Origin of the sequence: Burkholderia cenocepacia, from assembly GCF_014211915.1 — a bacterium.
GTDB lineage: Bacteria > Pseudomonadota > Gammaproteobacteria > Burkholderiales > Burkholderiaceae > Burkholderia > Burkholderia orbicola.
In genome coordinates this window covers 2,519,825-2,539,922 of sequence record NZ_CP060039.1, presented here as the reverse complement: position 1 = coordinate 2,539,922, position 20,098 = coordinate 2,519,825, and the positions used below count along the sequence as shown (strand labels likewise).

19 protein-coding genes are annotated in these 20,098 nt (G+C 66.9%); 12 read left to right on the top strand and 7 right to left on the bottom strand.

Translation table 11 applies throughout. From position 1 onward, the window contains the following. Positions 1 to 3: 3 nt before the first annotated feature. The 3 genes from SY91_RS12075 (at position 4) to SY91_RS12065 (ending at position 2,888) form a co-directional block, all read left to right on the top strand. A complete protein-coding gene (locus SY91_RS12075) occupies positions 4 to 930 on the top strand; it encodes a sugar kinase (protein WP_185920938.1) in 927 nt (308 codons plus the stop codon). A 119-nt stretch (positions 931 to 1,049) separates the two neighbouring features. Then, positions 1,050 to 1,592 (top strand): hypothetical protein, encoded by a 543-nt coding sequence (locus SY91_RS12070; protein ID WP_006475920.1) that lies wholly within the window; start codon positions 1,050 to 1,052, stop codon positions 1,590 to 1,592. A gap of 114 nt (positions 1,593 to 1,706) precedes the next feature. Beyond that, positions 1,707 to 2,888 (top strand): cystathionine beta-lyase, encoded by a 1,182-nt coding sequence (locus SY91_RS12065; protein ID WP_105797709.1) that lies wholly within the window; start codon positions 1,707 to 1,709, stop codon positions 2,886 to 2,888. An 87-nt stretch (positions 2,889 to 2,975) separates the two neighbouring features. Here SY91_RS12065 and serB read toward each other — a convergent pair whose 3' ends face one another. Together serB and SY91_RS12055 are read right to left on the bottom strand one after the other, a co-directional pair. Continuing rightward, positions 2,976 to 3,821 carry a phosphoserine phosphatase SerB gene (serB, locus tag SY91_RS12060; protein WP_006475922.1) on the bottom strand — a complete coding sequence of 282 codons (846 nt, stop codon included), beginning with the start codon at positions 3,819 to 3,821 and terminating at the stop codon, positions 2,976 to 2,978. A 169-nt stretch (positions 3,822 to 3,990) separates the two neighbouring features. Further along, on the bottom strand, positions 3,991 to 4,941 hold the full coding sequence (locus SY91_RS12055; protein WP_011549715.1) for a LysR family transcriptional regulator: 951 nt from the start codon (positions 4,939 to 4,941) through the stop codon (positions 3,991 to 3,993). Between the two features lie 125 nt (positions 4,942 to 5,066). Here SY91_RS12055 and SY91_RS12050 point away from each other — a divergent pair, with 125 nt between their 5' ends. Continuing rightward, complete coding sequence (locus SY91_RS12050) at positions 5,067 to 6,083, top strand: zinc-binding alcohol dehydrogenase family protein (protein WP_078040922.1); 1,017 nt, start codon at positions 5,067 to 5,069, stop codon at positions 6,081 to 6,083. 156 nt (positions 6,084 to 6,239) lie between these two features. Then, positions 6,240 to 6,791 (top strand): DUF6013 family protein, encoded by a 552-nt coding sequence (locus SY91_RS12045; RefSeq protein WP_034174567.1) that lies wholly within the window; start codon positions 6,240 to 6,242, stop codon positions 6,789 to 6,791. 270 nt (positions 6,792 to 7,061) lie between these two features. Here SY91_RS12045 and SY91_RS12040 read toward each other — a convergent pair whose 3' ends face one another. Then, positions 7,062 to 7,865 carry an ABC transporter permease gene (locus SY91_RS12040; protein WP_034174107.1) on the bottom strand — a complete coding sequence of 268 codons (804 nt, stop codon included), beginning with the start codon at positions 7,863 to 7,865 and terminating at the stop codon, positions 7,062 to 7,064. Next, positions 7,862 to 8,563 carry an ATP-binding cassette domain-containing protein gene (locus SY91_RS12035; protein ID WP_185920937.1) on the bottom strand — a complete coding sequence of 234 codons (702 nt, stop codon included), beginning with the start codon at positions 8,561 to 8,563 and terminating at the stop codon, positions 7,862 to 7,864. Before SY91_RS12035 ends, SY91_RS12040 begins: the two co-directional genes overlap by 4 nt. 152 nt (positions 8,564 to 8,715) lie before the next feature. Between SY91_RS12035 and SY91_RS12030 the strand changes: the two genes are divergently transcribed. Then, entirely contained in the window at positions 8,716 to 11,022 is a 2,307-nt protein-coding gene (locus SY91_RS12030; RefSeq protein WP_185920936.1) for an AsmA family protein, read from the top strand. A 97-nt stretch (positions 11,023 to 11,119) separates the two neighbouring features. Here the strand turns inward: SY91_RS12030 and SY91_RS12025 are convergent, their stop codons facing one another. Then, complete coding sequence (locus tag SY91_RS12025) at positions 11,120 to 11,572, bottom strand: lipocalin-like domain-containing protein (protein WP_006475929.1); 453 nt, start codon at positions 11,570 to 11,572, stop codon at positions 11,120 to 11,122. A gap of 169 nt (positions 11,573 to 11,741) precedes the next feature. Between SY91_RS12025 and SY91_RS12020 the strand changes: the two genes are divergently transcribed. After that, positions 11,742 to 13,334, top strand: coding sequence for an ABC-F family ATPase (locus SY91_RS12020; RefSeq protein WP_185920935.1), 1,593 nt, complete (start codon positions 11,742 to 11,744; stop codon positions 13,332 to 13,334). Between the two features lie 523 nt (positions 13,335 to 13,857). On the opposite strand, the gene SY91_RS12015 is transcribed toward SY91_RS12020, so the two are convergent. Further along, a complete protein-coding gene (locus tag SY91_RS12015) occupies positions 13,858 to 14,124 on the bottom strand; it encodes a hypothetical protein (protein ID WP_124622491.1) in 267 nt (88 codons plus the stop codon). A gap of 417 nt (positions 14,125 to 14,541) precedes the next feature. Between SY91_RS12015 and SY91_RS12010 the strand changes: the two genes are divergently transcribed. Genes SY91_RS12010 through SY91_RS11990 form a run of 5 tightly spaced genes read left to right on the top strand, consistent with a single transcriptional unit; the run spans position 14,542 to position 19,450 of the window. Then, positions 14,542 to 15,291 (top strand): FkbM family methyltransferase, encoded by a 750-nt coding sequence (locus tag SY91_RS12010; RefSeq protein ID WP_185920934.1) that lies wholly within the window; start codon positions 14,542 to 14,544, stop codon positions 15,289 to 15,291. Beyond that, a complete protein-coding gene (locus SY91_RS12005) occupies positions 15,292 to 16,290 on the top strand; it encodes a phosphotransferase enzyme family protein (RefSeq protein ID WP_185920933.1) in 999 nt (332 codons plus the stop codon). A gap of 1 nt (position 16,291) precedes the next feature. Continuing rightward, a complete protein-coding gene (locus SY91_RS12000) occupies positions 16,292 to 17,170 on the top strand; it encodes a radical SAM protein (protein ID WP_006475932.1) in 879 nt (292 codons plus the stop codon). Next, complete coding sequence (locus SY91_RS11995) at positions 17,167 to 18,234, top strand: asparagine synthase-related protein (protein WP_034174109.1); 1,068 nt, start codon at positions 17,167 to 17,169, stop codon at positions 18,232 to 18,234. Before SY91_RS12000 ends, SY91_RS11995 begins: the two co-directional genes overlap by 4 nt. A gap of 7 nt (positions 18,235 to 18,241) precedes the next feature. Further along, positions 18,242 to 19,450 (top strand): glycosyltransferase, encoded by a 1,209-nt coding sequence (locus SY91_RS11990; protein ID WP_124477829.1) that lies wholly within the window; start codon positions 18,242 to 18,244, stop codon positions 19,448 to 19,450. Here the strand turns inward: SY91_RS11990 and SY91_RS11985 are convergent. Further along, positions 19,407 to 20,096, bottom strand: coding sequence for a cephalosporin hydroxylase family protein (locus SY91_RS11985; RefSeq protein ID WP_185920932.1), 690 nt, complete (start codon positions 20,094 to 20,096; stop codon positions 19,407 to 19,409). The genes SY91_RS11990 and SY91_RS11985 overlap by 44 nt on opposite strands. Between the last annotated feature and the right edge of the window lie 2 nt (positions 20,097 to 20,098).

Below are 20,098 nucleotides of genomic sequence, written 5' to 3'. Positions count from 1 at the left end.
GCGATGACCGCTGCATTCCCGGAGATCCTCGCGCTCGGCGAGGCGATGATCGAGTTCAACCAGTCGCGGCCGGGGCATCCTGAATTCCTGCAGGGGTTCGGCGGCGACACGTCGAACTTCTGCATCGCGGCGGCGCGCCAGGGCGCGTCGACGGGCTTCGTGTCGGCGATCGGCGACGATCCGTTCGGCCGTCTGCTCGCCGACATGTGGGCGTCGGAGCGCGTCGATACGACGTACGTGCGGATCGACCGCTCGGCGCCGACCGGCGTGTATTTCGTCACGCATGGCGCCGACGGCCACCAGTTCGACTATCTGCGCGCGGGGTCGGCCGCGAGCCGCTACGAGACGGGCGATTTGCCGCTCGACGCGCTGGCGGCCGCGAAAGCCGTGCACCTGTCGGGTATCAGTCTTGCGATCAGCACGGCCGCGTGCGACGCGGCATTCGCGGCGATCGACCATGCGCGTCGCCACGGCGCGAAGGTCAGCTTCGACACGAACCTGCGCCTGAAGCTGTGGCCGCTGGCGCGTGCCCGTGCGGTGATGCGCGAGGCGCTGCGCCAGACCGACATCTGCCTGCCGAGCTGGGACGACGTCACGGCGCTCACGGGCGCGAACGATCGCGATGCGATCGTCGACGCGATGCTCGAACACGGGCCGCAGGTCGTCGCGTTGAAACTCGGCAAGGAAGGCGCATATGTCGCGACGCCGAACGAGCGGCGCGTCGTGCCGGGCTTCGCGGTCGAGGCCGTCGACGCAACGGGCGCGGGCGACTGCTTCGGCGGCGCGTTCGTCGCGCGGATCGTCGCGGGCGACGATCCGTTCGCGGCCGCGCGTTATGCGAACGCGGCGGCGGCGCTGTCGACGACCGGTTACGGCGCGGTGGCGCCGATTCCGCACCGCGAGGCGGTGGAACGCCTGATGCAGGGCTGACGCGACACACGCAAGCCGGCGCCTTCGCCGCGCAGGCTTGCGCGGTCACGCAGGAACCGGGTCTCGACCCGGCACGGTCCGCGATTGCCGGGCGAATCTGAAGCAAGGAGCAACACAAGGTGGGTCGATATTCGGAATGGCAACGGGCGCTCGTCGTCGCCGGCGCGCTGGTGGCGGGCATTGCGGTGCCGGGGTTGGGCGTCGCGCAGGCGGTCGTGCCGGGCGTGCAGCAGGATGAACCGGCGCCGGCGCGGCCGCTGAAGCCGAATCCCGAGTTCGCCCGCCTGCCACGCTACGAAGGCACGCTCGGCGACCGGCCGATCGTCGTGCATCTCGGCCCGAAGACGGACGAGGAAGGCGTGCACGGCGAATACCAGTTCGCCGATACGGGCGAGGTCGTGCTGCTCGCGGGCGACCGCGACGGCGATACGCTCGAAATCGAGGAGTCGAACGACGGCACGAACATCACCGGCGTATGGATTGGCCGCTTCGACGCGACGGGCGACCTGAAGGCCGACCGGATGAACTCGGACGAATCGGACCCGCAGCCGGTCGTGCTGCATCTGGCGCCGGGCAAGCGCGCGGCGCTGCAGGTGCGCGACGGCCGCGTGCGCGAAATCGAGACGGTGGGCGGCGTCGTCAAGCTGCATCCCGACGACTGAGCGCGTGCTGGCTCGGTGTCGGCGGCGCGCATTGTACCGGGCCAGCCGCGCCGATTTTGGCTACTCTAACGACATATTCCGCAACCGAACGGCCTCGTGCCCGGCCTCCAAGTCATGACTGCATCCACTTCCAAGCGCGCGCTGCAAACCCGCATCGTTCAACCCGACGACGTCATTCCGGAGGGCTTCCGCTCGTTCGTGCCGCCGGTCGCGCGCGCGTCGACGGTCGTGTTCCCCGATCTCGCGACGATGCGCGCGCTGGTCTGGCACGACGACAACCAGTGGCGCTACGGGCTGCACGCGACGCCGACGTCGCTCGCGCTCGCGCAGCGGCTCGCGGAGATCGAGGGCGGCACGCACGCGCTGCTGCAGCCGTCGGGTCTCGCGGCGATCATGAACGTCTACTTCGGGATCGTGAAAGCGGGCGACGACGTGCTGGTTCCGCATAACGTATACGGCCCGAACGCCGATTTCGGCAACTGGCTCGCGAACGATTTCGGCATTACCGTGCGTTTTTACGATCCGTTGATCGGCGCCGGCATCGCCGAGCTGATCCAGCCGAACACGCGGCTGATCTGGCTCGAGGCGCCCGGCTCGGTGACGATGGAAGTGCCCGACGTGCAGGCGATCACGGCGGCCGCGAAGGCGCGCGGCATCGTCACCGCGATCGACAACACCTTTTCGGCGGGGCTCGCGTTCAAGCCGTTCGAGCACGGCGTGGACATTTCGGTGCAGGCGCTGACCAAGTATCAGTCGGGCGGTAGCGACGTGCTGATGGGCGCGACGATCACCGCGAACGCGGACCTGCACGCGAAGCTGAAGCTCGCGCGGATGCGCTGCGGGATCGGCGTGTCGGTCGACGATTGCTCGCTCGTGCTGCGCAGCCTGCCGAGCATGCAGGTGCGCTTCGATGCGCACAGCAAGAGCGCGCTCGCGCTCGCGCAATGGCTGAAGGCGCGGCCGGAGATTGCCGCGGTGCTGCATCCGCAGGTCGCCGACTGCCCGGGGCACGCGTCGTTCATGCGCGATTTCAAGGGGGCGGGCGGGCTGTTCTCGGTGGTGTTCGACGAACGCTACAGCGCGGAGCAGGTCGACCGTTTCGTCGAGTCGCTCGAACTGTTCGCGATCGGCTGGAGCTGGGGCGGCGCGTGCAGCCTCGCGATGCCTTACGACGTCGCGTCGATGCGTCCGGACTGGCCGCATCGCGGCACGCTGGTGCGTTTCTACGTGGGCCTGGAAGACGAAGCCGACCTGCGCGCGGACATCGAGCGCGCGATGCAGGCCGCACTCGGCTGATCGCGGGCCGGCAATGTCCGGCACAAAAACGAAACGCCGGCGCGATGTGATATCGCGCCGGCGTTTTTCATTGACGGTGCCGCGGGATCAGAACAGTCGCAGCAGCCCGTCGAGGCCGACATGGTCGAACGCGACGGTGGCCGCATCGCGCACGACGGGCTTCGCGTGGAACGCGACCGACAGCCCGGCTTCGGCCATCATCTTCAGGTCGTTCGAGCCGTCGCCCATCGCGATCGCACGGCGCGGCTCGAGGCCGAGCGACGCGCAGGTCTCGCGCAGCAGGCGCGCCTTCACGTCGGCGTTGACGATCTCGCCGAGCACCTTGCCGGTGAGCTTGCCGTCGACGATCTCGAGCGTGTTCGCATGCGCGTAGTCGAGGCCGAGGCGGGCTTTCAGCCGCTCGGTGAAGAACGTGAAGCCGCCCGACACGAGCAGCGTCTTCATGCCGGCGGCCTTCACGCCGGCCAGCATCGTCTCGGCGCCCGGCGACAGTTGCAGCCGTTCTTCGTACACGCGCTCGAGCGCGTGCGCGTCGAGCCCGGCCAGCAGCGCGACGCGGCGCGTCAGGCTTTCGTTGAAATCGCGGATCTCGCCGCGCATCGACGCTTCGGTGATCTCCGCGACCTGCGTTTTCAATCCGCAGAAATCGGCGATCTCGTCGATGCACTCGATCGTGATCAGCGTCGAATCCATGTCCATCACCGCGAGCCCGAAATCGCCGAGCGTGAGGCCGGCCTCGACGAAGCCGAAATCGAGCGCATGCGTGCCGCAGTATGCGTCGATGTCGAGGCGCTGCGCCGGGCTCGCGTTTTCGATGCGCAGCGCGTGATCGTCGGTCTGCACGACGCGGGTGCCGCGCGACAGCGCGAGCAGCGGTTTGTGATGGGCGTCCGACAGCGGCGCAAGACTCTGGATGACGAGATTGTGGGTCATGACGAGTGGTTGGGAGGCGAATGAATGACGTGCGCGGCCCGCGGGCGGCCGCCTGCGAACGCGGGCCCCGTGCGGCTGCGGGCCGTTGCGTCGCGAACGCGCCATTGTAGCCGGTTGGCCGCGCAGGGCGGCCGGCGCCGGCGCGAAACCGGGCGCGGGGCGGTAGTGGTCAGCCGTTTGCACGATCCCAGTACGGCGGATCGCCGAAGTGCTCGGCCAGGAACGCAATGAACGCGAGCGTTTTCAGCGGCACGTGCGCGCGGCTCGGATAGACGGCCCAGATCGCGACGTCGTCCGCGAACGGATAGTCGTCGAGCACGCTGACGAGCGCGCCGCTCGCGAGCAGCGGGCCGACGTCCCAGGTCGACTTGATCGCGATCCCGAAGCCGTCGACGAGCGCTTCGCGGATCGCCTCGCCGTTGCTCGCGACGAGCCGGCCGCCGACTCGCACCGTGAGCGGGCCCTGCGGCGTCGCGAACGACCAGTCGCGCTGGTCGCCGAGGATCACGCATTCGTGCTGCGTCAAGTCGGCCGGATGGCGCGGCGTGCCGCGTTCGGCGAGATAGGCGGGCGAGCAGCACAGCACGCGGCGGTTGGTGGCGAGCTTGCGGGCGACGAGCGTCGAATCCTTCAGCGCGCCGAGCCGGATCGCGACGTCGTAGCCGTCGTCGACCAGATCGACGATCTCGTCGGACAGCCGCAGATCGAGCGACACGGACGGGTAGCGGCGCAGGAACGCCGGAATCACCGGCGCGACGTGCTGGCGGCCGAACGACGACGACATCGACACCTTCAGCCGCCCGTACGGCTCGCTGCGGCCGCGGCCGACCGACGCGCGCGCGGCGTCGGCGGCCGCCAGCAGCGCGTCGGCGCGCGCCATGAAGACTTCGCCGTCCTGCGTGAGGCTGATGCGGCGCGTGGTGCGGTGCAGCAGCCGCGCGCCGAGCTGCCGTTCGAGCTGGGCGATGCGCGCGCTCGCGACCGCGGCCGACACGCCGAATTCGCGCCCGGCCGCGGTGACGTTCGCGAGCAGCGCCGCGCGCACGAACAGCGCGACGTCGAGCAGGTCGAGCGGCTTGTCGGGCGCGGGAATCGGATCGGACCCGGGATCGGACGTCATTATTCTGAAATCCCTGAAAATGTTTCAGGAAATATAGCGGTTTTCTCGAAGGATCGGGTTGCCTACGATGGCACGCATGGAGGTTGCGCCGCAGCCTGCCGGATTCCCCTGAAAGGAGTATCGAGATGAAAGCCGTTGGATTGACCCGTTATCTGCCGATCGACGACCCGCAAGCGTTGCTCGACGTCGAACTGCCGCAGCCCGTGCCGGGCCCGCGCGATCTGCTCGTGAAGGTCGAGGCGATTTCCGTGAACCCGGTCGACACCAAGGTGCGTGCGCCGAAGCCGCAGGTCGAGGAGACGCCGCGCGTGCTCGGCTGGGATGCGGCCGGCACGGTCGTCGCGGTCGGCGCCGACGTCACGCTGTTCCGGCCCGGCGACGAGGTGTTCTACGCGGGCAGCATCACGCGGCCCGGCGCGAACAGCGAATTCCATGCGGTCGACGAGCGGATCGCCGCGTTGAAGCCGCGCACGCTCGACTTCGCGGCCGCCGCCGCGCTGCCGCTCACCGCGCTGACCGCGTGGGAAGCGCTGTTCGACCGGTTGCGCGTGTCGCCGCAGGGTGCGGATGCCGGCAAGTCGGTGCTGATCATCGGCGGCGCGGGCGGCGTGGGCTCGATCGCGATCCAGCTCGCGAAGACGCTCGGCAAGCTGAAAGTGATCGCGACCGCGTCGCGGCCGGCGTCGGCCGAATGGGTGCGCGCGCTCGGCGCGGATGCGGTGGTCGACCATTTCGGCGACCTGCCTGCGCAGTTGCGCGAGGCCGGCCATCCGAGCGTCGACTACGTGCTGATCTTCAACGATACCGACCATCATTTCCCGGCCGCCGCGGAAGTTATCCGCCCGCAGGGCGGCATTTGCACGATCGTCGAGAACGCGAAGCCGGTGCCGGTCGAATTGCTGAAGGCGAAGAGCGCGGCGTTTCACTGGGAGTTCATGTTCACGCGTGCGATGTTCGAGACGCCGGACATGATCGAGCAGCACAAGATCCTCGGCGAAGTGGCGCGGCTCGTCGACGCCGGCACGCTGCGCACGACGCTCGGCGAACAGCTCGGCACGATCAACGCGGCGAACGTGCGGCGCGCGCATCAGATGCTCGAGGGCGGGCGCGCGATCGGCAAGCTGGTGCTCAGCGGTTTCTGAGCGGGAGTGCGTAAGGTTGCGGCGCCGCGAACGCAAGCGGGGTAACACCCGATGCGTTTGCGGCGCATTGCACCGCGCTTGGCGGTAGACTGGCAGCGCATCATGCATCGAAAACCGCGCGGCACGCGCGTGCCGCCGCATTACAAGGAGGTCAGCATGAGCCAACGCAGCTTGTCAGTCGCCGCATCGTGGTCGGTCGTGTTCGCGGCGGCGTGCGTCAGCGCGAGCGTATTCGCGGCGCCGCCGGTCAAGGGCAGCCTGAAGGGCGGCGGGACGGGACAGCTCGAATACACCGTCAAGGTCGACTCGAAGACCTTCGGCAATACGCAGGAGACCCGCAAGATCCGCTCGGGTGAGACGGACGATTTCAACTGGAAGTCGGTGCCGCCGAGCGGCGCGGTCGCGATGCCGGACGGCTGCCCGAACGCCGACAACCTGCCGCGCGACGCGAACGGCGCGATGGTGCGGCAGACCCAGGTGCGGCTCGCACCGTCGGTCGACGCCAAGGGTGTCGCCAACGTGCAGTTGAGCTTCCAGGCGGCCGCGCCGAAGGGCACGCGCGGCGTGACGGCCGGGGGCAGGTCGCTGCAGTGTCCGGACGTCGTGTCGGTAAGCCAGGTGAAGTGGGTGTCGATTCCGACCAACGGCGGCTCGAAATCCGTGTCGATGAGCGACGGCACCCGGGTGACGGTGTCGATCAAGCATTGAGCGGCGCGCGCGGGCCGGCGTTTCGTTCGGTGCGTGCGCAACCGGTTTGATGGCCGGAGCGAGCAGGGCGGCACGCGAGCAGCGCGTGCCGTGCCGCCGTTGCAATGCGTGCCGCTGCCTGCTTCGCGGTACGGTGCCACGACCGTGCAACGGCGCTGCGCGATGTCATGCGGATGTCACGTCATGCGCGCCCGCATTCTGTCCTCCCGATCATCACGTTCCGATGAAACGTCGCAGGCGCGTGCTGACCGCGCAGCGCGCCGCCGCGCGTCACCGCGTGCGCTCTTCGAGCCGCGAAGCGAGGAAGCGGTGATCGGCCGAGAACAGTCGGCGATAGGTCATCAGCACCGCGCCCACGGTGCCGAGCGCGGACGCCGCGGCGATCAGGAACATGATCACGATCTGGTAACGCACGGCCTGCAACGGCGACTGGCCGGCCAGCACCTGGCCCGTCATCATTCCCGGCAGGCTCACGACGCCGACCACCGCCATCTGGTTCAGCGTCGGCAGCATGCCGGCGCGCACGGCCTGCCGCGCGGCGTCCTGCGCGGCCTCCCAGCGCGTCGCGCCGAGCGCCAGCGCGGTTTCGACACGATCGCGGCGCGCCGTGAGCTCTTCCATCATCCGCTCGACGCCGAGCGATACGCCGGTCAGCGTATTGCCGAGAATCATCCCGAGGATCGGGATCGCGTATTGCGGCGCGAACCACGGATGGATGCGGATCACGACGAACAGGCCGACCGCCGCGACGAACCAGCTGCTGAACCAGATCGACGCGATGCTGTCGACGCGCTGGCCGCGATACGTGCGCTTGCCGCGCCCCGCGCCGGCGAAACCGGCGATCAGCGTCATCAGCGCGGTGAGCGGCAGCACGACGTACCAGTGCGGATGGCCGAACACCCAGCCGAGCACGTAGCCGATCGCGAGCAACTGCACGACGGTGCGCACCGCCGCGAGCGCGAGCTTGCGGCCGAGGCCGAGCGACAGCGCCGCGGAGATCGCCCCGTTGACGGCGACGAGCGCGGCGGCGATGCCGACGTCGACGAGGCTCAGGTCCTGCAGTGCCGGGCTCATTGCGCAGCCTCCGTCGGGTGGGCCGCGTGCAGGACGCCGGCCTGCATCACGAGCCGCATCGTGGCGATCCGCGCGGCCTGGGCCGGATCGTGCGAGATCCACATGTAGGCGCGCGCATCGGGCGCCGCGTCGAACCACGCACCGACGAGCGCTTCGATCGCGCGCGCCGATTCGGGATCGAGGGCGGAGGTCGGCTCGTCGAGCAGCAGCACGTCGGGATCGAGTTGCAGCACGCGCAGCAGCGCGGTGATCTGCGCTTCGCCGCCGGACAGGTCGCTCGCGCGCTTGTCGAGAAAATCGGCGCCGCGGCCGGCCTGCGCGGCGAGCGCTTCGGCGCGGGCGCGGTCGAACGCGACGTCGCGATAGATCGCGAGCGAGTACGGGTAGCGCAACTGCGCTTCGACGGTGTCGTCCATCTGTGCGGGGCGCTGGCGGACATACGCGACGCTGCGCCGGTAGCGCGGAATCGCGCTGCGCCGGACCCGCCGGCCGCGCCACAGGAGGCGGCCGCCGTCGAGCGGATCGAGCAGCGCGAGCGCGCGCAGCAGCACGCTCTTGCCCGACCCGGATGGCCCGGTGATAGCAATTCGCGATCCCGCGGCGAGACTGAAATCGGTTGGGGCGAGCAGCGTCTTGCCGCTGCTGGCGTCGCGCCGCGTGATGTGCTGCGCGTCGATGAGGCCGGTGGGGGAGGTCATGTCAAAAATGAAAAAAAGCGTTAATGGCGCCAAAAGGCCGCCATGTCGTGCGCCATAATACCGATTGAAGAGCCGCAGTTGTCGTGCGCCGTTCGTCCACGCAAGCGGCCCGGCATGGCGCGGCAACGCTTCAGAACAACAACGGAACCGCCATGACGCTAACCCGAGCCATCGGCAAATCGGCTGCATGGATCGTCGGTATCGTCGCGGTGCTCATCGCGGCGGCCGGCATCTTTATCTTCACGTTCGACTGGAACCGCGCGAAACCGTGGGTCAACGAACAGGTGAGTACTGCGCTCGGCCGCCCGTTCGCGATCAACGGGGATCTCAGGGTCGGCTGGCGTCGTCCCGATGGCGAGACCGGCTGGCGTGCATGGGTGCCCTGGCCGAGCTTCTCTGCCACGCAACTCGAGATCGGCAATCCCGACTGGGCGCAGGCGCCCAAGTTCGTCACGCTCGATGCCGCGCACTTCGATCTCGCGCTCCTGCCGCTGCTGGCGCATGAAATCGTCATCCCGTCGATCGACGTCGTGAATCCTGCCGTCGATCTCGAACGGCGCGCGGACGGCAGCAATACGTGGACCTTCCAGTTCAAGCGATCGTCGCAGCCTTCGCGGTGGAAGGTGCGGCTCGACAGCTTCGGTTTCGCGAAGGGCACCGTCACGTATCGCGATGCGATCACGAAGGCCGACCTGGCCGTCGCGATCGATACGCTCGGGCAGCCGATCCCGCTCGGCGACGTGCTGAAGGAGCAGGAGCAGACGTCGCGTGCGGCGTCGGCGCAGCGCGTCGGCAAGCATGGCGCCGCGCAACTGGGCGCGAAGGCCGATGCGCAAGCCGCGTCGGGGGCGTCGGGCGCGTCGGGGGCGAGTGCGGCCGCGGCCTCGGGTGCGTCGGCTGCGAGCGGCGTTGCTTCGGCTGCTTCAGGTTCGTCCGGTGCATCCGCTTCGTCCGCGCCTTCCGCGCCGGCGGCCGCTGCCGCGTCCGGCGCGAGCGGGGCCGCGGCGCCCGCGAAGCCGTCCGGCCCCACCTATGCATTCGGGCTGAAGGTCGACGGCCGCTACAAGAACGTGCCGATCAGCGGCACCGGCAAGGTCGGCGGCGTGCTCGCGATCCAGGATACGTCGCAGCCGTTCCCGCTGCAGGCCGACGTGAAGGCCGGCGATACGCGGCTCGCGATCGTCGGCACGCTGACCGATCCGAGGCATCTCGCGGCGCTCGACCTGCGGCTGTGGCTGCAGGGCACGTCGATGTCGCACCTTTACCAGCTCACCGGCATCACGCTGCCCGATACGCCGCCTTACGCGACCGAAGGGCGCCTGATCGGCAACTTCAAGCCGAACGCGAGCACCTTCCGCTACGAGAACTTCAACGGTCGCGTCGGCGGTAGCGATCTCGGCGGCACGCTCACCTGGGCGCAGCGCGAGCCGCGGCCGAAGCTGTCGGGTGAACTCGTGTCGAACCTGCTGCAGTTCTCCGACCTCGCGCCGGTGATCGGCGCCGACTCGGCCGCGAGCAAGAAGAAGCGCGGCGACACGACGCGCCAGCCGCCCGACCGCGTGCTGCCGGTCGCGGCGTTCCGCACCGAACGGTGGAGCGCGATCGATGCGGACGTGAAGTTCACCGGCCGCAAGCTGATCAAGAGCGCGGACCTGCCGATCACGAACCTGTACACGCACATTCTGATGCAGGACGGCGTGCTGACGCTGGAGCCGCTGCAGTTCGGCGTCGCGGGCGGCACGCTCGCGACGAATGCGCATCTCGACGGCAGCCGCACGCCGCTCAAGGGCCGTTTCACGCTGGCCGCGCGGCATCTGAAGCTCAAGCAGCTGTTCCCGACGCAGAAGGTGATGCAGACGGCGTTCGGCGAAATCAACGGCGACGCGTCGCTGTCGGCAACGGGCAATTCTCCGGCCGCGCTCGCGGCGACGTCGACCGGCGAAGTGAAGGCGCTCATCACCAACGGCCGCATCAGCCGCCTGCTGATGGAGGCCGCGGGGTTGAACGTCGCGAACGTCGTCTACGAGAAGCTGTTCGGCAACCGCGACGTCAACATCAATTGCGCGGCGATCGATTTCGTCGCGACCGACGGCATGCTCGACCCGAAGGTCTTCGCGCTCGATACCGACGATGCGCTCATCAACGTCGACGGCCCGATCAACCTGCGCGACGAATCGCTCGACCTGAAGATCCATCCGCACACGAAGGGCTTCCGGATCTTCTCGCTGCGCTCGCCGTTGTATGCGAAGGGCACGTTCAAGAACCCGAAGGTCGGCGTCGATGCGGGCGCGCTCGCGCTGCGCGCCGGCGCGATGGTCGGGCTCGGGCTGATCAACCCGTTCGCGGCGCTGATCCCGCTGATCGCGCCGAGCAACAACCGCGACGTGCCGTGCTCGGAACTGTTCGGGCAGATGAAGGCGCAGGCGGCGCAGAAAGCGGCCAAGAAGGCCGGCAAGTGATGCGCGCAGCCGTCGGAACGGCTTGCGCCGCGGTGCGGCGGCTCGGCGTCGTTGCCGCGATCGGCTGAGCGCCGGCCGTGCAGCGCCGCCGAGGCGCTCAGCGGCGAGCGCGCGCCCAGACGATCACCGGTTCGACCTCCCGGCCGGCGATCCGCACCGGTCCGGCGGTGCCGAGCTGCAGCCGGTCGCCGTCCAGGCTGACGACACGCTGCTGGACGTTGCCGATCCAGTTCGGATACAGGCTGACGTCCATTTCATGGGTCAACGTGCCGTCGTCGTCGACGTTGAAGGGGCCCGAATACGCGATGTAGCCGCGGGCCGCGGCCGCACGCTCCTCGACGCTGCCGCCCTGCAGGTCGCCGTCGGCGTACGGCGGGCGGCCGGCCGCCATCAACTGCGCGGACATGTAGCCGTCGGGCGTGTAGAGGATCCAGCCGCGCGCGTCGCGGCCGAGCGGATAGGTGACGGTTCCGCCGTCGCGCGGGCGGATTTCGTAGGACACGAGGCGCCACGCGCCGACGAGTTGTTCGCGAAGCTGGCTGGCGAGCATGCGGGATTCCGGTAGGACGGCGGTGGGGCGCGTGCCGTCGTGTTGACGGGCCGGCGGGCGCCGCGGCTGAGGGCCGGGAATACGCCGCCGGGGCGGTGCGGTCGGCAGTTTCTCCGACACCTGCTAAAATACACGGTTTTCCGTCGATTTCTCTCTTACGGGACCTGCCGTGCTTTCTACTGCCAACATCACGATGCAATTCGGGCCGAAGCCCTTGTTCGAGAATATCTCGGTCAAATTCGGCGAGGGCAACCGCTACGGTCTGATCGGCGCGAACGGCTGTGGCAAGTCGACCTTCATGAAGATCCTCGGCGGCGACCTCGAGCCGAGCGCCGGCAACGTCGCGCTGGAGCCGAACGTCCGCCTGGGCAAGCTGCGCCAGGACCAGTTCGCGTACGAAGACGTGCGCGTGCTCGACGTCGTGATGATGGGCCACACCGAGATGTGGGCCGCGATGACCGAGCGTGACGCGATCTACGCGAACCCGGACGCCACCGACGACGACTACATGCACGCGGCCGAGCTCGAAGGCAAGTTCGCCGAATACGGCGGCTACGACGCCGAGGCGCGCGCGGGCGCGCTGCTGCTCGGCATCGGCATCGAGGAGAAGTTCCACAACGGCACGATGGCCGACGTCGCGCCGGGCTGGAAGCTGCGCGTGCTGCTCGCGCAGGCGCTGTTCTCGAAGCCGGACGTGCTGCTGCTCGACGAACCGACCAACAACCTCGACATCAACTCGATCCGTTGGCTCGAGCAGACGCTCAACGAGTACAACTCGACGATGATCATCATCTCGCACGATCGTCACTTCCTGAACTCGGTGTGCACGCACATGGCCGACATGGACTTCGGCACGCTGAAGGTCTGGCCGGGCAACTACGACGACTACATGCTCGCGTCGGCGCAGGCGCGCGAGCGCCAGGCCGCGGCGAATACGCGTGCGAAGGAGCGCGTGGCCGAGCTGCAGGACTTCGTGCGCCGCTTCTCGGCGAACAAGTCGAAGGCGCGTCAGGCCACCAGCCGCGCGAAGCAGATCGACAAGATCAAGATCGAGGAATTCAAGCCGTCGTCGCGCCAGAACCCGTTCATCCGCTTCGAGTTCGAGAAGAAGCTGCACAACGTCGCGGTGGTCGCCGAAGAGATCACCAAGAAGTACGAGCGCACGATCTTCCAGAACTTCAACCTGTCGGTTCAGCCGGGCGAGCGCATCGCGATCATCGGCGAGAACGGCGCGGGCAAGACGACGCTGCTGCGCTCGCTGCTCGGCGCGCTGCCGCTCGATCACGGCACGGTGAAGTGGTCGGAGAACGCGAACGTCGGCTACATGCCGCAGGACACGTACGAGGAATTCCCGAGCGACATCACGCTGATGGACTGGATCGACCAGTACCGCAAGGACGGCGACGACGAAACGATGGTGCGCGGCACGCTGGGCCGCCTGCTGTTCTCGTCGGACGACATCAAGAAATCGGTGAAGGTGCTGTCGGGCGGCGAGAAGGGCCGCATGATCTGGGGCAAGCTGATGCTCGGCCGCCACAACGTGCTGCTGATGGACGAGCCGACCAACCACATGGACATGGAGTCGATCGAGTCGCTGCAGATCGCGCTCGAGCAGTTCGAAGGCACGCTGATTTTCGTGTCGCACGACCGCGAGTTCGTGAGCGGGCTGGCGAACCGGATCATCGAAGTGAAGACGGACGGGACGTTGTTCGACTTTGGCGGGAATTATGAGGAGTTCCTGACGAGTCAGGGGCAGGAGTAAAAACCGCCTGTTTGTCCCAAGACCACTGTTCGTGTCTCTCGGCTTATTCCATTGGGGCAACGGCGCCATTGCCTTCTAGGGCAATCTAGCTGGCGCGTATAAGGCAAGGCCACTAAAAACGCGAGAGGCCCACATCGGCAGATTGCCGATGTGGGCCTTTTCCTTGGATGGTTGGCGTATCGTGCCCGTCATTTGTTCTTGCATTTGGCGCAGAGGTAAGCGCGATTTCCGTTAGCGTCGGTACGAAACCAAACCTGTTTTCGGCCTGAGCTGTTCCAACCCCGTAGTTCAATATTGCATCTGGAGCAGACTTTGGGGCCGAACGTTGACCCAGGCTTGTTTCTAAAAAGAAATGACAACAGTAGGAATGGAGCAAGAATCGCTATAAAAACGCCAGTAAAGATATCCATGGCACTCGGAAGCCTTGTCGAGTATGGGGGCGTAAAGAGCCGCCAAGATGCCCCGTATATATGAAGGTCACGACTTCATACTCACTCGTGTGGCAGCTCCTCGTAGGAAGTGGTCAATAAGGGGGCTTCGTCCCCCACTGGCCGGTATATGGATTTTGATTTCCTTGCGTAGACCAGTTATCCAGTTTTGTATCGTTCGGATTCGTCTGGTAGTGGCCTTGGACGTAGGTGCCGTTTGAGCGTGTGTAGCCGTTGACGTAATGCTCTCCAGGAGACGATCCATAGAGATTCGAACTGGAAGAGTGGTAGCCGTGGCTGGAGGTATGGGCATGCGCTACACCTGCGCTTGCGAGAAGTGCAACGAAAATGATTTTTTTCAAGATGGTCCCCTGTAGAGTATCGAAAATAATAGTTTTTCTGCGCATAGCAGGCTCGCAGCGCAGTACTTTGATATTACACCCACCTTCCTGTCGATTCGATTAGTGCTTATGGGGCTCCGGATGCTGGTGGCGACAACATAAGGGACCGATGGTGCGCGACAGCAGATTCGTGAGTGGGCTGGCGAATCGAATCGTCCAAGCTGCGCACGGACGGCTATGTTCGACTTCGACGAGAAGTTATGAGGCATTACCGCGAGTGTCACAGACTCCCGTTGACAGCAATGTGGCGGTTTTTTTCATTTCCGCCGCGGCAGCCCCCGCGCCATGCATCCCAGTTTCCCCTGCTCAATCGACTTCAGGTAAATTACCCACCGAACACCGCCCATCATTCCCCATTTCGCCCCGGAGCCGCCTTCGATGCAGGATCATCCTCTCCCGCTCGACCTGTCCGGCCTTGCGCCCAGCCTGTACGCGCAGGGCACCGAGGAGGGCATCCTGTCGCGCCTGATGGAGCGGATCGCGCCGACCAACCGCTTCTGCGTCGATATCGGCGCGAGCGACGGCCTGCGCAACAGCAATACGGCACGGCTGCTGCGCGAACAGGATTGGGCCGGCGTACTGGTGGAAGGCAGCGCATACCGGTTCGGCAAGCTCGCCGCGCACTACGCGGGCGTGGAACGTGTCCGCCTGCACCACGATCGCGTCCAGCCCGACACGGTCGACCCACTGCTCACCGACGCGAACGTACCGACCGACTTCGACCTGCTGTCGATCGACATCGATGGCAACGATTACTGGGTGTGGCGCGGCCTGCAAGCGTTCCAGCCGCGCATCGTCGTAGTCGAATACAACCCGTACTACACGCCGCCCGAGCGCTGGGTCATGTGCTTCAATCCGGACCACGAATGGGACGGCTCGACTTATTACGGCGCGAGCCTCGAATCGCTCGTGCATCTCGGCAGGCAGAAGGGCTATGAGCTCGTTTGCTGCGACGACATGGGCAACAACGCGTTCTTCGTGCGACGCGACCTGTACCCGCTGCTCGGCATCGCGAACAACGATCCGTCGGTGTTGTTCCGGCCGGCGATGTACAAGCTGCGCTACGTCGGACACAACACGTTCCTGACCGGTCATCCGTATCGGCACGGGCCGGCCGAGCACATCTGAATGGATTCGCTCGCCGTCACTTTCGACGAGATTCGCGATGCCTACGGGCTTGCTCGTAGCGGGCCACCGATGCAGGTTAGCGAACGCGTGTGGCGTCTGCCGACCGACGGCGGCGCAGGCGTGGCAGTCAAGCTCTATGCGCTCGAACACCATGCGCGCGCAGCCAAGGAAACCGCCGTCCTCGCGCATCTGGAAACGCACGGCGATACTCGCTTCCATGTGCAGACGCTGAAGCGCACGAGGTCCGGCGAATCGCTGTGGTCGGGACAACATTCCCATGCGATGCTGACGCGCTGGGAAGCCGGGCAATTCAAAACCTACGATAGGTTCTCGCCAACCGAATGGGATGCGCTCGGCGCGAGTCTGGCCGCGTTGCACCTGAGCCTCGAACAACTGCAGTTGCCGTCGTCCGATACGATCCGCGCGCGGCTGACCGCGATCGACCCGGATGCAGTACGTCGCAGCGTGCTGGATGTGCTCGATCGAGCGGGTGTGAACGTCACCGGTACCTCGAACCTGCGCCGCTACGTCGATCTCGCGCTGCGCATGCTCGACCGCTACTATCCGGGCAGCATCGATGCGTTTCCGGTCGACGATCCGCAGCACCCGATCCACAACGACTACAACCAGTTCAACTATCTGTTCACGGGTACGCTGCCGCCGCTGATCCTCGACTGGGAAGCGGCGATCGGTGCGCCGCGCGAATACGAGCTGGTGCGCTGCCTGAATCATTTGCCGCTGGAAGCACCGCACCTCGCGCAAGCGTTCGTGCATGCGTACCAGCGGGTGCGGCCCGTGAATCCGGCGTACATCGCGTGGGCGGTCGATGCCGCCTGCTTGCAGCACGCGCTCAAGCTCTGGATCGTGCAGGGCTGGCTCGACGATCCATCGCGCTTCGCATCGCACCTGAACGGTGCGGTGACGATGGCGTCCGCGATGGTGAGCGCGCGTGACCGTCTAATAGATTTCTTTTCCCGCTGCATGGAAACAGGAAGCTGATGTGAGTGCGAATCCGAACCAGATCACGAATCCGCCGCAGCCCAGCGAGCGGCCGCACGTGTTTCCGCCGCCGCTGGATCGCGATTACCGCGTCGAGGACGGGCGCATCCAGACGCGCTCGCTGGAAGCGCATATCGTCGATCACTGCAACCTGACATGCGCGGAATGCTGCTCGCTGTCGCCGCTGTTGCCCGAGTGGCATGCGAGCCCCGAATCGATCGAAGCCGATCTGCGCAAGGCCGCGAAAGTGTTGCGCCCGCGCATGTTCAAGCTGGTCGGCGGCGAACCGTTGCTGCATCCGGCGCTCGTTGAAATGATCGAGCGCGTACGCGCGACCGGCATCGCCCCCGTGATCTCGGTCACGACGAACGGCCTGAAACTCGCCGAGATGCCCGACGCGTTCTGGCAAGCGGTGGATGCGCTGACGATCTCGCGCTATCCGAAGCCGGCGCTTTCCGCCGAACTGGTCGCGCATGTCGAGCGCCAGGCGGCGCGCTTCGACGTGCGTCTGAACTGGAAGGTACAGGACGTGTTCACGACGATGAACCGCGCCCAGCCCGGCACGGACCGCGACGAAGCCCAGCGCCTGTATCACGATTGCTGGATTCGCGAGCGCTGCCATATGATTCGCGACGGCATGTTCTACACGTGCACGCGTCCCGCGCATTTCCATACGCTGTACAAGGGCGACAAGGATTTTCAGGCCGACGGCCTGCCGCTGCGCGACGACGCGGGCATGCTCGACGCGATGCTCGCCTATCTGCAACGCGAGACGCCGCTCGAAGCATGCCTGCATTGCCAGGGCGGCAGCGCGCCGGTGGCGCCGCATCGCATCCTCAAACGCATTGAAGTGGACACCTTGAAGGCTCGTTATCCATGATCGTCGGTACGCGCGACCCGTTCGGTTTCGATCGTCTGCACTACCATCCGCGCAGCGGCATGTCGGCGTCCGGTATCCGCGCGGTATTGCGGGCGTCGGGGCAACCGGCCGGCGCGCCGGACACGGCCGCCATCGCGGGCTACCTGAGCGGCGAGCGTCTGGTCGGCCGCACCGTGTTGCGCGACGTACTCGCGGTGCCGCCCGGTCATGCACTGATCCGGTCGCCGCAAGCGCTGACGGTGCAGCCGGCGCCCGAGCGGCCGCAGCATGCCGATCTCGACACAGTGCTGCGCGCGTCGCTGCAACGTGCGCTCGACAGCGGCAAGCGCGTGGCGCTGGCGCTGAGCGGCGGGCTCGATTCGGCGCTGCTGCTTGCGTTGTTGCGCGAGCTCGGCGCATTGCGGCACGTGACGGCCTACATCCTCGCGACCGACATGCCCGATTACTGCGAACTCGACGCAGCGCTCGAACTCGCCACGCAGATGCAGGCGAACGTGAAGATCGTGCGCGCGAACGAGGCCGATTTCATCGCGGCGCTGCCGAGAACGACCCACGCGGTCGAGGAGCCGATGTTCAACCTGCATCCGGTCGCGAAGCTGCTGCTGGCCGAGGCGATGGCGGCGGACGGTGTCGAAGTGGCGATTACCGGCGACGGCGCGGATCAGGTATTGCGCCGCGACGTATCGGCCAACTATCTGCCGCTGTGCCACGCGTTGTTCGACGAGGCATCGGTCGAGTTGCATCCGCCGTTCGTGGATGCGGCCGTCGTCGCGCATCTGACCAGCATCGCGCCTGACCCGAACAAGCAGTGCCTGCGCGAGCTCGGTGCGTGCCTGAACCTGCCGGAGCGTCTCGTGCACGGCCCCAAGCGCGGCCGGCTCGCGCCGGCGATGGATCTCGCGACGCTGCTCGATCGCGACCGCACGCATGCACTGGCCGACACGCTCGGCCTTGCTGCGCCGACGCTGCAGGCGGATACCGAACGCGTGCTGTGGACGACGCTGACACTGCTTCTCGACCATCTCGATCGCCTTCATTCCGATGCCGCGCATCGCCCAACCTGAGCCGTTCATGAAACGCATCCTGTTCTGCGTGGTGCCCGAGAAGGGCCACGTCAATCCGTGCATCGGCCCGGCCCAGCATCTGCGCGCCTCCGGCTGCGACGTCGCGTTCTATGCGCCGGCCGACATCAGCGAACAGCTCGACGGCGCCGGCGACTTCGCGTTCGTCGGGCCGCGCGAGACGCCCGAGCGCCACGACCTGTCGCGCGGCGCGAGCTTCGCCGCGAACATTCGCGACGCCGACTGGCTGCGGCACTGGATCCGCACGTTGCTGATCGACCTCGCCCCCGCGCAGGTGGACGGCATCCGCGCGGTGCTGCGCGACTGGCGGCCCGACGTGGTCGTGATCGACCCGCTGTTGTATGCCGCGGCGATTGCGGCCGAGCTGGAAGGGCTGCCGTGGGTTTCGATGTCCAATTCGCTGAATCCGGTGCTGCCGGACGATCTCGATTCGGAACTGCTGCGCACGGTGCGCTGGCTCGAACCGGAACGCACACGGCTGTTCGCGCGCTACGGTCTCGACGCGCGCTTTCGCGGTTGCGACGTGCTGTCGCCGCACCTGACGCTCGCGTTCACGACCGACGCGCTGGTGGGCGCGCCGCCGCTCGGTGTCGAACTGGTCGGCCCCGCGATGCCGTCGGGCCCGCGCGGCGACGAGACGGCGTTCCCGTGGGAACGCGTCGACGCGGATCGCCCGCTCGTCTACATGTCGCTCGGCAGCCAGCTTTACTACCACCCGGAGGTGTTCGCGAAGGTGATCGACGCGACGCGCGCGACCTCGGCGCAACTGGTGCTGTCGGTGGGCGAACTGGTCGATTCGGATCTGCTGCCGGCCGCCGACGAGCGCGTGCTCGCGGTGCGTTACGCGCCGCAACTGGCGCTGTTGCGGCGCACGCACGCGTTCGTCAGCCACGGCGGCGCGAATTCGGTGATGGAGTCGCTCGCGTGCGGCGTGCCGATGCTGCTGTCGCCGTTCTGCAACGACCAGTTCCATTCGGCGCATTTCGTCGAGCGGGCCGGCGCGGGCTGCGTGCTCGATCTGCAGCGGGCCGGCGTTACGGACATTACGGATGCGCTCGAACGCCTGTTACGCGCGGGACCGTTGCGCGAGCAGGCGGCGCGGATTCGCGACAGCTATGCCGCGTGCGACGGCTCCGCGCAAGCCGCCCGCCTGATCAGGGCACTCGCTTCAGGAAGCCGCCTGGCGACAGCGTCATGAGCACGCGATCCTCGATGTCGTGGTCGATTTCGAAGCGGTCGTCGCGGGCGAGAAATTCACGGGCGGCCGTGGCCGGATTGTTGCCGCGGCCGTACGGCTTGCCGTCGAACATCGACTCGGGCAGGTACTCCATGATGGTGTCCATCACGATCGCGTAGCTGCCGGGCGTCACGAGCGGCGCATAGCATTCGAGCTCGCGCAGCACGTGCGCGTGCGTATGCGTGAGATCGAGGATCGTCATCACGCGCGCGCCGTCGTCGATCTGTGCACGCACCGACGCGAGCGTGTCGGCCGCGCACGATTCGCCTTCGATCAGCACCATGCGGTGGGCGAGCCGGTGCGCGTGCAGGCGCTGGCGGACCTCGTCGCGCAGGCGCGGTTCGATCGCGACGACGCGGCCCGGGGCGCCGGCCAGTTCGAGCATCGACGCGGTGAACACCACGCCGCCGCCCGCCGCGATGCCGGTCTGGACGATGCAGTCGGGGCGCTCGCGCCAGATCAGTTCCTGCAGCGCGAGCATGTCGCCGGGCAGATGGAAGAAGCGCTCGCCGAGCCAGCAGGTCTGGAACAGGTGGCCGAATTCGGCGGCGCGCGTCAGCCATTCGATGTTGATGTCCCGCATGCGGGCCGAAGGACGCTCTGACATGG

Coding starts and splice junctions, on each gene's coding strand:
- SY91_RS12075 (WP_185920938.1), top strand. CDS start 4: ATGACCGCTGCATTCCCGGAGATCCTCGCGCTCGGCGAGGCGATGATC.
- SY91_RS12065 (WP_105797709.1), top strand. CDS start 1,707: ATGACTGCATCCACTTCCAAGCGCGCGCTGCAAACCCGCATCGTTCAA.
- serB (WP_006475922.1), bottom strand. CDS start 3,821: ATGACCCACAATCTCGTCATCCAGAGTCTTGCGCCGCTGTCGGACGCC.
- SY91_RS12055 (WP_011549715.1), bottom strand. CDS start 4,941: ATGACGTCCGATCCCGGGTCCGATCCGATTCCCGCGCCCGACAAGCCG.
- SY91_RS12050 (WP_078040922.1), top strand. CDS start 5,067: ATGAAAGCCGTTGGATTGACCCGTTATCTGCCGATCGACGACCCGCAA.
- SY91_RS12045 (WP_034174567.1), top strand. CDS start 6,240: ATGAGCCAACGCAGCTTGTCAGTCGCCGCATCGTGGTCGGTCGTGTTC.
- SY91_RS12040 (WP_034174107.1), bottom strand. CDS start 7,865: ATGAGCCCGGCACTGCAGGACCTGAGCCTCGTCGACGTCGGCATCGCC.
- SY91_RS12035 (WP_185920937.1), bottom strand. CDS start 8,563: ATGACCTCCCCCACCGGCCTCATCGACGCGCAGCACATCACGCGGCGC.
- SY91_RS12030 (WP_185920936.1), top strand. CDS start 8,716: ATGACGCTAACCCGAGCCATCGGCAAATCGGCTGCATGGATCGTCGGT.
- SY91_RS12025 (WP_006475929.1), bottom strand. CDS start 11,572: ATGCTCGCCAGCCAGCTTCGCGAACAACTCGTCGGCGCGTGGCGCCTC.
- SY91_RS12010 (WP_185920934.1), top strand. CDS start 14,542: ATGCAGGATCATCCTCTCCCGCTCGACCTGTCCGGCCTTGCGCCCAGC.
- SY91_RS12005 (WP_185920933.1), top strand. CDS start 15,292: ATGGATTCGCTCGCCGTCACTTTCGACGAGATTCGCGATGCCTACGGG.
- SY91_RS11995 (WP_034174109.1), top strand. CDS start 17,167: ATGATCGTCGGTACGCGCGACCCGTTCGGTTTCGATCGTCTGCACTAC.
- SY91_RS11990 (WP_124477829.1), top strand. CDS start 18,242: ATGAAACGCATCCTGTTCTGCGTGGTGCCCGAGAAGGGCCACGTCAAT.
- SY91_RS11985 (WP_185920932.1), bottom strand. CDS start 20,096: ATGTCAGAGCGTCCTTCGGCCCGCATGCGGGACATCAACATCGAATGG.